The 15,821-nt window shown below is 66.3% G+C and carries 15 protein-coding genes and 1 tRNA gene; 4 read left to right on the top strand and 12 right to left on the bottom strand.

The features are described 5' to 3' along the window. Positions 1-182: 182 nt before the first annotated feature. From AC1X6S_RS09325 to AC1X6S_RS09305, 5 genes are all read right to left on the bottom strand, one after another. Positions 183-599 (bottom strand): Rv3654c family TadE-like protein, encoded by a 417-nt coding sequence (locus AC1X6S_RS09325; RefSeq protein ID WP_483405473.1) that lies wholly within the window; start codon positions 597-599, stop codon positions 183-185. A 13-nt stretch (positions 600-612) separates the two neighbouring features. Continuing rightward, positions 613-969 (bottom strand): TadE family type IV pilus minor pilin, encoded by a 357-nt coding sequence (locus tag AC1X6S_RS09320; RefSeq protein WP_483405472.1) that lies wholly within the window; start codon positions 967-969, stop codon positions 613-615. 17 nt (positions 970-986) lie between these two features. Then, a complete protein-coding gene (locus tag AC1X6S_RS09315; RefSeq protein ID WP_483405471.1) occupies positions 987-1,241 on the bottom strand; it encodes a DUF4244 domain-containing protein in 255 nt (84 codons plus the stop codon). 100 nt (positions 1,242-1,341) lie between these two features. Next, on the bottom strand, positions 1,342-2,466 hold the full coding sequence (locus AC1X6S_RS09310) for a type II secretion system F family protein (protein WP_483405470.1): 1,125 nt from the start codon (positions 2,464-2,466) through the stop codon (positions 1,342-1,344). Next, positions 2,463-3,782, bottom strand: a complete 1,320-nt coding sequence (locus tag AC1X6S_RS09305) for a TadA family conjugal transfer-associated ATPase (protein ID WP_483405469.1) — start codon at positions 3,780-3,782, stop codon at positions 2,463-2,465. The genes AC1X6S_RS09310 and AC1X6S_RS09305 overlap by 4 nt, the downstream gene beginning before the upstream one ends. A 415-nt stretch (positions 3,783-4,197) precedes the next feature. On the opposite strand from AC1X6S_RS09305, the gene acs reads away from it, so the two are divergent. After that, on the top strand, positions 4,198-6,174 hold the full coding sequence (gene acs / locus AC1X6S_RS09300; protein WP_483405468.1) for an acetate--CoA ligase: 1,977 nt from the start codon (positions 4,198-4,200) through the stop codon (positions 6,172-6,174). A gap of 135 nt (positions 6,175-6,309) precedes the next feature. On the opposite strand, the gene AC1X6S_RS09295 is transcribed toward acs, so the two are convergent. From AC1X6S_RS09295 to sp36, 3 genes are all read right to left on the bottom strand, one after another. Further along, on the bottom strand, positions 6,310-7,158 hold the full coding sequence (locus tag AC1X6S_RS09295) for an endonuclease domain-containing protein (protein ID WP_483405467.1): 849 nt from the start codon (positions 7,156-7,158) through the stop codon (positions 6,310-6,312). Between the two features lie 219 nt (positions 7,159-7,377). Next, a complete protein-coding gene (locus AC1X6S_RS09290; protein WP_483405466.1) occupies positions 7,378-7,839 on the bottom strand; it encodes a RidA family protein in 462 nt (153 codons plus the stop codon). Continuing rightward, positions 7,839-8,000 carry a Sp36 family protein gene (gene sp36 / locus AC1X6S_RS09285; protein WP_483405465.1) on the bottom strand — a complete coding sequence of 54 codons (162 nt, stop codon included), beginning with the start codon at positions 7,998-8,000 and terminating at the stop codon, positions 7,839-7,841. Before sp36 ends, AC1X6S_RS09290 begins: the two co-directional genes overlap by 1 nt. 129 nt (positions 8,001-8,129) lie before the next feature. Here sp36 and AC1X6S_RS09280 point away from each other — a divergent pair, with 129 nt between their 5' ends. Beyond that, the gene (locus AC1X6S_RS09280) at positions 8,130-10,688 is read left to right on the top strand and encodes a transglycosylase domain-containing protein (protein WP_483405464.1); all 2,559 of its coding nucleotides are present in this window, start codon (positions 8,130-8,132) and stop codon (positions 10,686-10,688) included. Continuing rightward, complete coding sequence (locus AC1X6S_RS09275; RefSeq protein ID WP_483405463.1) at positions 10,685-11,665, top strand: metallophosphoesterase; 981 nt, start codon at positions 10,685-10,687, stop codon at positions 11,663-11,665. The genes AC1X6S_RS09280 and AC1X6S_RS09275 overlap by 4 nt, the downstream gene beginning before the upstream one ends. Before the next feature lie 157 nt (positions 11,666-11,822). Here AC1X6S_RS09275 and AC1X6S_RS09270 read toward each other — a convergent pair. The 3 genes from AC1X6S_RS09270 to AC1X6S_RS09260 form a co-directional block, all read right to left on the bottom strand. After that, positions 11,823-11,896 (bottom strand) — tRNA-Pro (locus tag AC1X6S_RS09270). Positions 11,897-11,977: 81 nt separating this feature from the next. Then, positions 11,978-12,502, bottom strand: coding sequence for a hypothetical protein (locus AC1X6S_RS09265; RefSeq protein WP_483405462.1), 525 nt, complete (start codon positions 12,500-12,502; stop codon positions 11,978-11,980). A gap of 82 nt (positions 12,503-12,584) precedes the next feature. Continuing rightward, positions 12,585-14,345: a DUF4012 domain-containing protein gene (locus tag AC1X6S_RS09260; protein WP_483405461.1), complete on the bottom strand. Its 1,761-nt coding sequence runs from the start codon at positions 14,343-14,345 to the stop codon at positions 12,585-12,587. 149 nt (positions 14,346-14,494) lie between these two features. Between AC1X6S_RS09260 and AC1X6S_RS09255 the strand changes: the two genes are divergently transcribed. Next, complete coding sequence (locus AC1X6S_RS09255) at positions 14,495-14,995, top strand: VanZ family protein (RefSeq protein ID WP_483405460.1); 501 nt, start codon at positions 14,495-14,497, stop codon at positions 14,993-14,995. Here the strand turns inward: AC1X6S_RS09255 and AC1X6S_RS09250 are convergent. Then, positions 14,968-15,783, bottom strand: coding sequence for an HNH endonuclease family protein (locus AC1X6S_RS09250; protein WP_483405459.1), 816 nt, complete (start codon positions 15,781-15,783; stop codon positions 14,968-14,970). The genes AC1X6S_RS09255 and AC1X6S_RS09250 overlap by 28 nt on opposite strands. Positions 15,784-15,821 lie beyond the last annotated feature (38 nt).

Raw genomic sequence — 15,821 nt, 5'->3', positions numbered from 1 at the left:
CTGGTTTCGCCCCTCAACATCCGTTCGTCCGCCCTGGTTCGCCCTTCAACATCCGTTCGTCCGCGTCAACGCCTCCCTCCTCCCGCTAACCGGGGCACCCCTCGCTCGGTGACAGCCGGCGGCTCGCCTGGCTGAGTGGTCCTGGCTGAGTGGTGCCGCCCGCTACCCAACGCCCGCCACCGCTACCCGGGTGGACCCCGCCCAGCGCCTGCACCCTCGGGTGGTTGCCCCGCCCGCGAGGCGACGCTCACGGTCAACCCGAGAACGGACCGGGTGGCTGTCACGCGGGCTTCAACCCCCTCGACGGTGCACTCGCGCAGGGCTGCACCATTGAGCCGCGCGGCCTCCGCCGCGTTCTCGCACGGGATCCCTGCGACGACACCGGACGCTGTATCGGCTGCGGCGAGCGCCGCCGCGTCTGCCGCGTTGGCCACCTGCTGCCTCACGGTCAGTGCCTGATTGAGCGGAAGAGCCAGTCCGGTCAGGAGCAACACGGATGCCGCAAGCGCGATGACAAGAATCGACCCGCTCCCTTCCTCCCTGCCGGTCCGACGACGCGTGTCCCCTTGCGAGCGTCTGCAACCTTCCTGCTCCTTCACTCAACGGCTCCCGTCACAGTCCGCCGGCGAGGGCACAACCGGATGCCCGTACCCGGATTCCGGCGAGCACCGCCGGGCCGATCCCCGCCGGTGCGCTGAGCTCGACGCAGACGAAGTCTCCCGTCGTCGACGTCGTCATCGCGGCGGCGCCAGCTACCCGTGAAACCCGAGCGCTGGCAGTATCGACCGAATCGCCGCGGGCGAGGGTGCGGGCCGCGTCGGCGGCGGCATCCGACAACCGGACCTGCTGTGACGCCACCTGGACCGCCCCAAGGCACCCCGCCAGCACGAGAATGACGGCGGGAAGCGCCACGGCGAACTCCGCCGTCACGCTTCCGGTCTGGCCGTCTGCGCGGCGGCCCGCCCTCATCCCGGTATTCACCGCAGCTACCCGTTAAAAGTGAGCGCGCGCCGCACCAGGTCGGTCAGGATGGTCCTGACCTCATCCGACCTCATGATGACGACAAGCAATCCCGCGAAACCGACGGCAGCCATGGTGGCGATCGCGTACTCCGCCGTCGCCGCACCTTCGTCATCACCGAGTCGCGCTCGAACTGCCCGCCACCGCTCAAGAGGGCGCCGCGCCCTCGCCGGGCCTGTGCCAGAGGGTTCCTGGCCGGATGCCTGCCGCGCCGTGATCATTGTGTTCTCCTTCCGCATCGCGGGGATGCTGAGTGTGTTGGCTTCAATCGTTCTGCGGCGTCAGGGCCTGTAACGACTGGACTCAGACCTCGTGGACGCTTCACCCGAACCCCGACACTGTGGAGGACAGCACACTCAGCAAAACGGGCACGACGCCGACCAACATGAAAGCGGGAAGGATGCAGAGCCCGAGCGGAATCATGAGCCGGGTGCCCAGGGCGGCCGCGGCACGCTGTGCTTCTGACCGGGCATCGCGCCGCAATCGCGAGGCCTCACCGATCAGGAGTTCTGCGGCCGGGATGCCGGCCGCGCGCGAGAGCGCAAGGACATCCTCGATGGCCGCCGCCGTGTTCTCATCACCGGTTCGGTGGGTGACCCGGGTGATACTCCGGCGCCGCGACGCCACCCGGCCGGCAGAACTCGCCTCCGTCCCCACATTCGCATCCGCATCGGCATCGGCATCGGCATTCGCATCCGCATCGGCAGCGGCAGCGGCAGCCCCGTCGACTGACCGCGCCGGGGCATCCGTCGTATTCAGACCACATTTTTCGAGCGCCTCGCTCACCGCGGATCGAGAGCGCTGAACGGACGCACCCGACGACAACGCGATGGCCAGCAGGTCGATTTCGAGTCCGGGTGCGCTCGTAACAGGGAGCGCCCGGTTCACCATCCGGTTCGACCACCGCCACGAGAGGACGGTGAGGATGCTGCCTGCCACCAGACACACGAGACCGGGCGTCGTTGTGAACAACGTGCCGAAGGTGTCGAAGCCGAGCACCGAACCAAAGAGAAGGCCGACAGCCGGAAGGACGGTCACGAACCTCGAGGTGGCCCTGGGGCCAGCGAGAGCGGCATCGATGTCGCGTTGCGCCTGGCCGAGCGCGAGTTGTGACCGGGCCAGTTGGGTCAGGCACGGCGCCAGCCGCGCGCCGGTCCCGATGGCGACGGCCCATGCTGCTGCGACGGCCCGCCAGGCGTGGCCGTCCGGTCCCTCCGGCGACGCCTCGACGATCGCTGTCGGCACGTCGATGCCGTCCCTGGCAGCCAGTGCGGCAGCCGCGACCACCTCGGGGACGGGATCGGCGCCGGGAGGGCCTGTGGCGCGCGCCTGGGACTCCGCGAGGTACTGCCATGCCGCTGCGGGCGTGACTCCGGCACCGAGCAGCACGGCCAGTCGCTCGGTGATCGCCGCGATGCGTTCAACCCCCGGCGTCGGGTCTGTCACGCGGGCACCTCACTGATGGTGAGCCGCCCGCCTTCATCGAGGGCAAAACGCCCCTGACGTGCGACCCGACGCACCCCATCGACTCGCTCCAGGTGGATGACCAGACCGATGGCGCTCACCGTTTGCCTGGCGACGGCATCCGTTGTCATTCCCGCAAGGGCGCCAAGAGCCTCGATCCGTGCAGGAACATCCGCCAGCGAGTTGGCGTGGAGTGTGCCGGCGCCGCCGTCGTGGCCCGTGTTCAAGGCGGCGAGCAATTCGCGCACCTCCGCACCCCGGCACTCCCCCACCACCAGCCGGTCGGGGCGCATCCTCAGCGCCTCCCTGACGAGTCGGTCCATGCTGATCGCACCGGCCCCCTCCAGATTGGGCTGCCTCGATTCGAGCGAGACGAAGTGAGGGTGGTTCACCCCGAGTTCAGCGACATCTTCAATGGCGACGATGCGTTCACTCGGGGGTGCGCTCGCGAGCATCGCACCGAGCAACGTGGTCTTACCCGTGCCTGCCGCGCCGGTGAGGAGGAGGTTGGTGCGCTCCCTGACCGCCGTGGCGAGTTCGAGAGCCGTGTCGCTGTCGAACATGCCCGCCGCACCCAGCTCGGTGAGATCCAGCCGCCGCACCTGGGGCACGCGGATGCTGACCAGGGTTCCTGAGACCGAAACCGGTGGCAGGACGGCGTGCACCCTCACGCCTCCGGGCAGCCTGACGTCGACGCATGGCGTTGCCTCGTCGATATGGCGCCCGCCGAGCCCGATCAACCGCACCGCGAGCTCGCGAACCTCTCGCTCGGTGAGCGTCAGGGTCCCGTCTCTCTGGAGCCCGTCGCCGCGGTCGACCCACAGGCCACCGCGCTCACCGTTAATAAAGACGTCGGTGACCGCGTCCTCGACCAGAAACCCTCCGAGCGCACCGAATTCGGCAGCTAGGCTCAGTCTGAGGCGGGCTGCTGTTGCAGCCGGCCCAGCTCGACTAGCCGGGCCAGCTGGACCGGCCGCAGATCGCGGGCCAGCCGGGCCGCCGACGTCGGGGGACGCGTCGACGAGCCCGACTGGGGCTTCACGTGGACCGTCGGGGCGCGCCAGACGGACGGGAACCGTCACCGCTTTCGAAACGCTCGGCCACTGCGGGCTTAGCCGACCCGGACCACGCTGAGTCGCGGCGCCCGACGGAACGAAACGATCTTTCGCAACTACGGCCCCGGTCGAGCCCGCCTGACCCTCCGTGTCGTCGGAACGGGAGCCGACGATGGGAGGAGGAGGGGTGCCCGCGGCGTACCCGGCAAGCTCAGCCGGAGCGGCGACGAATCGGGTATTCATACCGGAACGCTAGTGACGGCGGGTCACCGGTGTGGCTGGCGCCAGACACCTGTGGAAAGCTCACACGGGCGCCCTGGCTGTGGAGGAACCGGGCGAATGGACGGCTCCGCGGTGCCCGGTGAAAATGAGAGCAGCGGCATCCATCGGGGGAAATGGATGCCGCCACTGGCGGCGCTGGACTGGGGGATAATCCGCACGCCGCATGATCGAATTTGTGAATTCGGCCGAGGCCCAGTGTACGCGGAATAGGTCCGCGCGCAAGCGGTAAAGGCCTCCAAAGTCCCCCAAAGGGTGGACCGGCCATTCCTGCCCCATTTTGCGCTCCCGCCCACCGGGGATCATTCGCGGTACAGTCTGTATGAGTTACACAGAAGTGACCCGGACCACGCGTCGCAAAGGAGCGAGTACCCACAACATGAATCCTCAAATCGACAACCTCCTGCATGAAACCCGCAAGTTTCCTCCGAGCGAAGAATTTTCGCAAAATGCTGTCGCCACTGCCGCGCTCTACGACGAAGCGAAGGCCGATCGACTCGAGTTCTGGGCACGGCAGGCTCGTGAGTTGCTTCACTGGAACACCCCGTTCACTCGGACCCTCGACTGGACCAACCCCCCATTCGCCAAGTGGTTCGACGACGGCCAGCTCAACGTGGCCTACAACTGCCTCGACCGGCACGTCGAAGCCGGCAACGGCGACCGCGTCGCGTTCCACTGGGAGGGCGAGCAGGGTGACAACCGCACTGTGACCTACGCCGAGCTGACCGAAGAGGTCAAGCGCGCAGCGAACGTCCTCGCCGGGCTCGGCATTGGCCAGGGTGACCGGGTCGCGATCTACCTGCCCATGATCCCGGAGGCGGTCATCTCGATGCTCGCCGTCGCGCGGCTCGGTGCCGTGCACTCGGTGATCTTCGGCGGATTCAGCGCCGACAGCATCCGTTCTCGCGTTGACGACGCGAGCGCGAAGCTCGTCATCACCGCCGACGGCGGCTGGCGCAAGGGCAAGGTCAGTGCGCTGAAGCCCGCTGTGGATGCCGCGCTCGAGGCACGAGGTGACCTCGGCCCGCAGGAGACGGTCACCAACGTGCTCGTGGTCAAGCGCGGCGAGAACGAGGTCGACTGGACCGACCGCGACCTCTGGTGGCACGAGGAAATGGCGAAGGCGGAGTCCGAACACGAGGCGCAGCCGTTCCCGGCCGAGAACCCGTTGTTCATCCTCTACACCTCGGGCACAACCGGTAAGCCGAAGGGCATCCTGCACACCTCGGGTGGGTACCTCACCCAGTCCACGTTCACCCACAAGATGGTGTTCGACCTCAAGCCAGAGTCAGACGTGTACTGGTGCACCGCCGACGTCGGCTGGATCACGGGCCACAGCTACGTCGTCTACGGCCCGCTCGCGAACGGCACGACGCAGGTGCTGTATGAGGGCACTCCTGATACACCGCACCCCGGTCGCTGGTGGGAAATCATCGAGAAGTACAAGGTGACGACCTTCTATACCGCGCCCACCGCCATCCGTTCGTTCATGAAGCTTGGCCGGAAGATCCCGAAGAAATTCGATCTGTCGTCGATCCGCCTGTTGGGAAGCGTCGGCGAACCGATCAACCCCGAAGCGTGGATGTGGTACCGCAAGGTCATCGGTGACAAGCTGGCGCCGATCGTTGACACGTGGTGGCAGACGGAGACCGGGGCGATCATGATCTCAGCGCTGCCCGGCGTGACGGAGACGAAGCCCGGTAGTGCCCAGGTACCGATCCCGGGAATCTCGATCGATGTCGTCGACGACGACGGATCGCATGTCGGCAGCGGCAACGGCGGACTGCTCGTGGTCACGGAGCCATGGCCGTCGATGCTCCGCGGCATCTGGGGCGACCCAGAGCGGTTCAAGGAAACGTACTGGGAGAAGTTCGGCGACAAGAACCTGTACTTCGCCGGTGATGGCGCCCGGCTCGACGACGACGGCGACATCTGGCTGCTCGGACGCGTCGATGACGTGATGAACATCTCCGGACACCGACTCTCGACCGCGGAGATCGAGTCCGCGCTCGTGGCCCACGCGTTCACCGCTGAAGCTGCCGTGGTCGGCGCCCACGATGACACGACGGGGCAGGCCGTTGTCGCCTTCGTCATCATCAAGGAGAGCATGCTCGAGGAGTCTGCCGCCGTCGAGGACATCGCCGCTGTGCTGAGGTTGCACGTTGGTGAGCAGATCGGACCCATCGCGCGGCCCCGCGACGTCTTCGTCGTCAACGAGCTGCCCAAGACCCGCTCGGGCAAGATCATGCGGCGCCTGCTGCGGGATGTCGCCGAGGGCCGCGACATTGGTGACACGACGACGCTCGCCGACACCACGGTGATGCAGATCATCACGGGGCAGGTGACGGCGAAGTAGCCGCTACCGCGTCAGCCCGGAACGACGGCGCGAGACAAGGACAACGGCCCGAGATAAGGATGAAAGCTCCCACTTCATCCTTATCTCGGGCCGAATTCCTTATGTCGAGCCCTATAGGTGGAGCGGAGCCTGAGCTCAGGTCGAGGCGACGGCCGGCAGAAGGTGCAGCCCCTGCGCCATCGCCGCAAGAATGGTCTGCTCAACGTATTCCCAGTCGTACATGACCCGGTAATAGTCGAACCGGAGAACGATATAACCCAGCAGCACGAGACGAGCGTCCTGGGCCAGGTCCCGACGACGCCGTTGCGGGTCTGAATGGGGGCCGTAGCCATCAATTTGGAGCACAAGCCGGTCGCCAATAAGGCCGTCTACCGGGTGCCCGTCTATGACGACCTGTTGCCGCATGACGATCCCCCGCCGTTCAAGCCGAACGCGGGGAAGCGTTTCAATCCCAGAGTCGCTGAACTCAGTCGTCGCTTTCACGAGCCTGCGAAACGCTTTCGACCGTCGGTTCCAGCGGGCTAATTGCGCGTGGGTTACCAGCTCGGCCCGGACTGCAGAGTCGAAGACCACTATCGCCTTCTCGAACGGTTGGCAGTCGGCGACGTGGCCAAGCACGTTCTCAAGCGGCTCGACCAGAACGAACCTGTCGGACGGGATCACCGGCCGGCCCCAATGCAGCCGTAACTCGGGAGCCGACCTTACGACAGAGTTTCGCTGCACCGACAGATGCGTGCGGCCATCATCGATGGTCCACAAGCCCTGCTGGCGAGCGGCAGAAATGCACGTGAGGCGAGCCCCAAGTCGAGCAGCCGTGAGCATGGGCTCCTGGCACGTCCTTGTGTAAAGCCATTGGCGTCGAACGACGCGCACACGGCCGGCGTGCAGCGCGTTTGTGACCACGTACGCAGTGAAGCCCGCAGACAGGGCATCTGCACGGTGTGCAATACCGTTTCGAGCGTTGAGCCAGCCTTCAAGATCCATATCCCAACCCTGCGGGACGCATCCCCAGGCACGCCGGCCAGGGCAGATTCGTGGCCAACCCACGACCAGAAGCGGGCTGTTGAGGAGTCGCAGGCCACCGCTCTCAGGAACGGGGGGTGAGCGCCAGACAAGGAAAAAAGCGCCAGATAAGGATGCCGCTGCCCACGGCATCCTTATCTCGGCGCTTTGTCCTTATCTCACGAGGGCAACCCGAGGCGACTACGCGAACGCGAGAATCAGCTCCACCTCGACCGGCGCATCCAGGGGCAGCACGGCGACGCCCACGGCCGACCGCGCGTGGATCCCCGACTCACCGAAGATCTCGCCGAGCAGGTTCGACGCACCGTTGATGACACCCGGCTGCCCCGTGAACGCGGGGTCGGATGCCACGAACCCGGTCACCTTCACCACCTGGGTGACGCGGTCGAGTGAGCCGATCACGCTCTCGGCAGCGGCAAGCGCGTTGAGCGCACAGGTCGCCGCGTACGACTGGGCATCCTCAGCGGACACGGACGCGCCGACCTTGCCGGTCGCGGGCAGGGCGCCGCCGACAAACGGAAGCTGCCCCGAGGTGTACACGAGGTTTCCCTGCACGACGGCAGGCACGTAGGCGGCGACGGGCGCCGCAACGGGCGGAAGCGTGAAGCCGAGTTCAGCGAGCCGGTCGGCGATGCGCGACACTAGCTCGCCTCGGCGATCGGGCGCTTGAGGTACGCAACGAGGCCACCCTCCGGCCCGTTGACAACCTGGACGAGCTCCCAGCCGTCCGATCCCCAGTTGTTGAGAATCGCGGCGGTGTTGTGAATCATGAGGGGGGTCGTGAGGTACTCCCAGCGAGGCATGTTTATCCTTTTGTGTCGGTGCGAATCGCGACGGCGGGATGCCGGGACATACCGGCACAGCGGCACACCACGGACCCACCAGAGCACCCATTAAGGCGCTTTTACAGATTTGTCGCTTAAAGTGATCCTATGCCTGAACAAAAACGCACGGCTAGTGGTGTGCTCGGGGGCTTCCTCGGGTTCATCGGACTAAGTGTCGCTGCCGGAATACTCGTTACCGCTGCCGTCACGCCCGCACTTGCCGTCACTGGCATGACCGCCAACAGCACGATTGGCGTCTTCAACGAGCTCCCCGACTACCTCAAGGTAGGCCAGTCGATGGAGAAGACCAACATTTACGCCACGGCCTCCGACGGCAGCACTCCCCTGCTCGCCTCGTTCTACGACCAGAACCGCGAAGAGGTCACGAGCGACCAGGTGTCGCAGTTCGCGAAGGACGCAGCGGTCGCAGCAGAGGACCCGCGCTTCTTCGAGCACGGAGGCGTCGACATGATCGGAACCGCGCGGGCTATCTTCAAGACCTACGTGGTCGGCGGGCAGACACAGGGTGGATCGACCATCACCCAGCAGTACGTGAAGAACGTCCTCATCCAGCAGTGCGAGGTCGAATCGGCCTCCCAGGAAGACCTCAACGCGTGCGCGGATGAGGCCACGAAGGCATCGGGCGCCGACGGCGCAGCCCGCAAGCTCAAGGAGATGCGGCTCGCGATCGGCGTTGAGAAGGACTACTCGAAAGACGACATCCTCCTCGGCTACCTGAACATCGCCAACTTCGGCGCACGCACCTACGGCATCCAGGCTGCCGCTAAGTACTACTTCAGCGTCAACGCCATCGACCTCAACGTCGAGCAGGCAGCGACCCTCATCGCCATGGTCAACAACCCGAACAACCTTCGGATCGACAAGCCGGCCAACGAAGTCAACGGCGCAGCCGATGGTTACTCGAAGACCAAAATCCGTCGCGACTACGTGCTCAACGACATGCTCGAGCACGGCAAGATCACCGCAGAGCAGCACGCTGCGGCCATCGCGGCCGTCATCACACCAGCCATCACGCAGCCAAGTACCGGATGCCAGACGGCAGGCAACGCTGCCTACTTCTGTGACTACGTGACCTGGATCGTCAAGCAGGACGCAGCATTCGGCGCAACGCCGGAGGAACGTGCCGCAGCTCTTCGCCGCGGTGGACTCCAGATCTACACGACGCTCGACCTCGACATCCAGGCCGCAAGCCAGGCATCGATCGATGCAGCGATCCCTCACACGATGGCCCGCACCAACATCGGCGCCGCGGCATCGACCGTGCAGCCGGGAACCGGTCGAGTGCTGGCCATGGCCCAGAACAAGACGTTCAGCAACGACAAGGCACTGACCGCCACGAGCAACGCGTACACCTCGGTGAACTACAACACCGATAAGGCATACGGCGGCTCTTCCGGGTTCCAGATGGGATCGACCTTCAAGTCCTTCATTCTCCTCGACTGGCTGAAAGAGGGCCACTCACTCAACGAGTCGGTGAACGGACAGAGGCGAACCTTCACCAAGTGGAAGGACAGCTGCACCGGAAACTACACGAAGGCGTACAACCCCAAGAACTACGACGGCTCGAGCTCTGGCTCCATTACACCCATCGACGCCACGCGCCGCTCGGTGAACACGGCGTTCGTCGCCATGGCTCAGAAGCTCGACATGTGCTCCATCTTCCAGGGCGCAGAGGCCATGGGTGTGCACCGCGCAGACGGCAAGCCGCTTGAGGCCTACCCCGGCACCCTGCTCGGCGCCAACGAAGTGGCCCCGCTTTCCGTGGCAACCGGAATCGCCGGCATCGCCGCATCAGGTCTCACCTGCTCGCCGATCGCCATCGACAAGGTCTTCGGCCCGGACGGCGCCGAGATTCCGGCACCCAAGAGCACGTGCACGCAGGCGGTGACCCCCGAGGTTGCCAACGCTGCGACGTTTGCGATGGAGACAGTGTTCAAGGCCGGTGGCACCGCAGCTCGGGCAGCGGTACCCGGCGCTCCTCTGATGGGCAAGACGGGTACCGCCGATGAGGCCAGGCACTCCTGGGTCACCGGTGGCACCAGCGAGGCCATCACCTCCCTCTGGATCGGCAACGTGTCCGGAACGTCCAACATGTACAACGTTCGCGTGAATAAGGGCCAGTCTGGCTTCAGCGCGAAATTCGGTGTCTTCGCTGGCATCCTCAAGTCGTCGATCGCGAAGTACGGCGGAGAGGAATTCCCGAACCCGTCAGACTCGCTGATCAAGGCCAAGCGCGTCGCGGTCCCCGAGGTCGCTGGCCAGTCGGTTGAAGCCGCATCGGCGATCCTCGAGAAGTCCGGCTTCGCCGTCCAGGTCGGCAGCCCGGTCGACTCGAGCGTGGGCGCAGGCCTCGTCGCGTCCACCGATCCCGCCGCTGGCTCCGACGTCGCCACGGGTTCGACGATCACCCTGCACCCGAGCACGGGCGTCGCTCCGCTCAAGGTCCCGAACGTCGTTCAGGCCGACCCGGAAGCGGCCAAGGAGACCCTTGAGGACGTCGGGTACGAGGTCGCCGCGGAGTGTGCGGCGGATCCGAAGGCCCCACCGGGCAAGGGCGTGGTCTCGAAGCAGACCCCAGCGGCTGATTCCACCCTGGCTGCTGGTCAGACCGTGACCATCACCGTGACACGACAGAACTGCGATTGAGCCGGTCAGCTCAGCGCGCGACCAGCAGGGTCGGGGCAGCCTTCGGCGCCCTGGCCCTGATTGGTGCCGCCACTTTCGCGTGGGGCTCACTCGTCGAACGCAAGCGGTTCACGCTGCGTGAGGAGACTGTTCCTGTGCTGCCCAAGGGCGCAGCATCCGTCACGATTCTCCACCTCTCCGACCTGCACATGGCCCCGTGGCAGCGCGATAAGCAGGCCTGGGTACGCGAACTCGCGAAGCTCAACCCTGACCTCATCGTCGATACCGGCGACAACCTCGGGCACGAAGACGGCATCCCGGGTATCGAGCGTGCCTTTGCCGACTTCGGTGGCGTGCCGGGACTGTACGTCAACGGATCCAACGACTACTACGGCCCGATGCGCAAGAGCTGGCTCAAGTACTTCCAGGGGCCGTCATCGAACGGATCTGCGCCACACAAGCGCCAGCGCAACCTCGACACCGCGCGCCTCGAATCCTTCTTCACGGATGCCCTGGGCTGGCAGTCCCTGAACAACGCGGTTGGCACCGTCACGCTCAAGGGCACCACGTTCAACGTCTTCGGCGTCGACGACCCGCACATCGGCGCCGACCGTCTCGACCTCCTGACTGGCCTCCTCGACGCGCAGAACGATGACGAGAGCTTCGGCGGCACGGGGACCAACCCTGACAACGTCGTGCACATCGGAGTTGCCCACGCGCCGTACCAGCGCGTGCTTAACTCGTTTGTGAACCACGGTGCCGACCTCATCCTCGCCGGCCACACGCACGGCGGCCAGGTCTGCCTGCCGCGGTTCGGTGCGCTCGTCACCAACTGCGACATTCCACGCGAGCAGGTCAAGGGCCTGAGCCTGTGGCGTCATGCCTTCCGGTCGGCCTTCCTGCACGTGAGCGCTGGCCTCGGCACGTCGATTTACGCGCCGGTGCGGTTTGCCTGCCCGCCAGAGGCGACCCTGCTCACCCTCGTCGCCCGCGACTAGGCGAACGCAGCCCCGAGAAGGAAATAGCGCCGAGATAAGGACAAGCCGGCCACCGGCATCCTTGCCTCGGCGCTATTTCCTTATGTCGGCGCTGCCGACACACAACCCGAGCAACAAAAAAGCCGCCCGGTTCTGTAAGAACCGAACGGCTTATCTGTCGGGGTGGCGGGATTCGAACCCACGACCTCTTCGTCCCGAACGAAGCGCGCTACCAAGCTGCGCCACACCCCGATGGCCCAAGGGCCTCACTAAGGATAGCCGATATTTCACGGCCCCGATGACGCGGCCGTGACGCGACCGTCACCGCGAGCGTTACCCGCGGCGCTGGCGACGCACGACGTAGGCTCCGGTGAGGGCGAGCGCCCCGACGAGAAGCATCCCGCCGCCGAGCCAGACCGGAGTGAGGTCCGCGCCGGTGTGCGGAAGCGCGCCGTCGGCGGCGGGCGTGCAGGATGCCGTCAGGCTGAACAGCAGCGGCCCGCGGGCGGGGCTGACGGTGCCTGTCGTCGTGAGCTCGAAAGTCCCATTGGTGCGCGCCTCGTTCATGATGGTGAGAACGAGGCTGCCATCGTCCTCGGCGGTGACCGTTGGAAAGGTCTTCGCCCTGAAGGCCGCGGGAGCGATCGAGATTGCGTCTTCATCTCCGCCGGTGATCGTGATCGTCACTGTCTCGCCCGGCTCGAAATAGCCCGGCTCGGCAACGTACCGGCCCTGGCACGCCGCGGCGTCGACCGCCGCCGCGTCGTCGGGCGGGTAACTCGCCGCTCCCGCCTCGGTGGGCAGGGACAGGGTCGCGGCTATGGCCAACACGGCTACCGCAATTGATCGAGGGACCACCTCACACACTCCTTAGGGTCGGGGCAGACCGGAGGGGCACGTTGATTTCGACGCACCCCTCCAAACCTGAGTGATCCTCACGTTAGCGGTCGGCGGGGCATCCGGTACGCCCCCGTTCGGGGTGAGCTATTGCGACACCGGGAGTGCCTACGACGGATTCGATCTCAACAGCCATGAAATCCACCGTCACGGTGACCGCCTCCCCCGGTGACACCTGCACGAACAGGGACACCACGGTTCGGCCTCCGTCATCCCGTGCGACCGTCGCAACCTTGTCATCCCCGCGGGTCGCCGCGTGCACCGAAGCGCCAGCGGGGAGCACGACGAGTACCTGCGTGCGGATGTCGCCGGCCACGACACCGAAGATCCCATTCCCGGTGACGAGCGCCGACAGGCTGGTCGCGGCATCCGTCGGAGCAGCACTCGTCAGGGTCACCGTCGCCCGGTGATTTGCGCTCCCGCTCACCCGGGAGCAGCCCACCTCGGCAACCGCCTCAAGGTAAAGGCCCATCTTCGCGCCGGTCGCGTCGTTGAGGTAAATACCGACAGTCTCCTCCGAAGGCTGCGGTAACGAACCAGCGAGGCTCGTCTCCGCGAGCACCGCCTGCTCGGATGGGTCGGTACTGAACAGCAGGATGCGTCCCTCCGCGGCACCGTCTGCGACCGCGGAGAGAAGCGCCCGCTGATCGACGCCCTCCGACGTCAGAGCATCGAAGACGGCATCCGTCGCGTTCGCGAAGAACGCGTCCTGCGCGCGTGCATCCGGGATGTCGCGGTACACATCGCTGAGCAGGACCCGGGCCGCGTTTGTGCCGTCCAACGACACGCCGCCGGCCACCGACACGGGGCCGGTTGCCCCGAGAACCCGCTGCAGAACGAACGGATCGATGGCCACCGCGCCGTTGAATGTCATCCCGTAGACAGGCTCGGCCATAGCGATGGCAAGTTCGGCGACCCGTGCAAAGTCGGGCGTGAGGTTGACGTTCATGATGTAGCGACCGAGAACCTCCCCGTAGAGGTTGGCCTCCGCGGTCGTCACCGGCAGAACCGGCTCGGCGAGCACCGGATAGTCATTGGTCGACTTCTGCTGCGACACGGTGAGGGAACCACCGGATGCCGTCAGCACCGCCGTCGCACCGACAAGACCCCCTGAGGAACGCAGTTCTGCATTGTTCTGGACGAGCAGCAGATAGTTGCGTGTCTCGGTGCCGCCGAGCATGCCCGGCAACAGGGCGGTCGCGCGATCGAGGGACGCAATGGTGTCAGCGGTGGACTCGACCAGCGCCGTGAGCTCGCCAACGGCATCACGAATAAACGGGAGTGTTGGGTCAGTCTCGATCTTTCGCGACGCGGCCCTGATCGGTTCGACCGCAGCTCGCGCCGCAGACACGGTGGGCGCGGCAGCCGCGAGGGGTGCCAGGTCGATCGAGGCCCCCGCGACCGGCGCGATGGTGAGACTGCCGACCGCGGGGATGAGCGGCCGGGCGACATCGGAGGCCAGGTCATCCACAACGGCGGCACCCTGCCGGACGGCGATCAGGTTGGCGCCCGCAAACGGTATGCGTTCCGCCACCGCCCAGATCGGGTCGCTCGTGAGCGCGACGGCTCGATTCGTGTGAACGATGAGCTTCGCCAGCGACGCCGTTGCGGCATCAGTGTCGCCGGCGACGACGTCATCCCGGACGACCGAGGCCACAGACCTGGCCGCACTGAGCTCCTCCGCGGCCGCGGTGCCGCGAAGCCCCACCCACAGGGCGGCAGCGAGAGCAGCGAGACCGAACACCAGGATCGCCACAAGCACTACGGTGCGGATCGGGGCGCGGTGGGCTCGCTGTGCGGACATGACTTCCCGACGATGAGGCGGAACAGTTCCCGCAGCGGTGAACCAACATGACGAAAGCTCACTTTGAGCATAGGCTTCAGGTCAGAGGAGCGCATCGCGCCCAAACAGGGGTCACAGCGGTCACAGCGGTCACAGCGGAAAGGAGCGTCATGGTCACTCAGCGCCATTGCCGCATTGCCGTGGCGCTTCTCGCGATCGGTGCCCTCGCCGTTTTCAGCATCACCTTCTGGCCGACCCCGATCGATGCCGGCTTCGCCGACACGCTCCGAGGCTGGCTTGCCGCGCAACAGAGCGCCGGGGGCCCTGCTCTCCTCCGTTACGGCGTCGTGGAATTCGCGGCGAACATCGCCATGTTTGTCCCGCTGGGCTTCGTGCTCGCCGTGCTGCTGCCTCCCGGGCGCCGGTGGCTGTCACCCGTCGTGTGCTTTGCGCTCTCGCTCGTCATCGAGACCGGACAGCTGCTTTTCAGGTCAGGGCGCCTCGGCGATATCACAGACCTGCTCGGCAACACGCTCGGTGGGCTCATCGGCGCGAGCCTGCTCGCACTGGCCCTCACGGCAACCAGGGCGCGGACCGCGCGGCAGGAGCGGCGCGAGCGGGCGGCGGGCGGGCACACGAGGCCCTATCCGGCCGCGAGCATCGATCCGTAGGCCGGCTGGCCGGGGCAGGTGGCGAGCACGCCCTCCATCGCCGAGCGTTCGGCGGCGGTCACCCACAGCCGGTAGACGGCCTTCACCGAGATTTGCCGCGCTACGTATTCACAGCGGTAGCTCTTCGCGGGTGGGAGCCAGGTTGCCGCGTCGCCCGCCTGCTTTTGCCCGTTGGAGGAGGCATCCGTCGCCTGAAGGTTCAGCGGATCGTTGGCGAGCGCCTCGCGCTCAGCCTGGCTGAGCTGCTGGGCGCCGGTCTCCCACGCGTTCATCAGCGCAACGACGTGGTCGACCTGCACAGCGGTGGAGGTCTCTTGCCCGCGGGTGAACTCGACGTCGATGCCGCCGTAGATGTTGTCGAGCGACCCGGACATCACCCGGCAGTCGCCCTCGAGGAAAATGTCGGTGAGATCACGGGCGAGGATGTCGTTGCGGGTGTCGCAGCCGTTACCGTCGACGTCGATCCAGGCCCTCCCGAACGAGCCGGTGCGGTCGTAACCGGTCTTGGGCGCGCGGCCCTTCGTCGGGAGCGCGGCCAGTGTCTCGCTCGCTGTTCCCACGATCGGGGCGGATGCCATAGGGCCGGTGCTGCCGGTCCCGGGTGCCGCGCCGTTATCGGTGTCGCCCGTCTCGGCCGGGCTCGGGGCCTGCGACGTGGATGGCCGGGTCCCGGGCTGCTGGGCAGCATCCTGCGGGCTGAACATCGACACCGCGAGGGCGATGGCAGCGGCGAGGGCGACGAGCGCTCCGGCCAGGGTGGACGCCCGGGGCGTCGAGCGTTGCCCCATGTGGCGACTCCAGTTTCTCTCCCCTCGAGCCTACCGGC

The sequence above is a fragment of the Mycetocola sp. Y442 genome (assembly GCF_056898615.1).
Note: the sequence above shows the minus strand (reverse complement) of the source record. Positions and strands in the feature narration are given on the sequence as shown.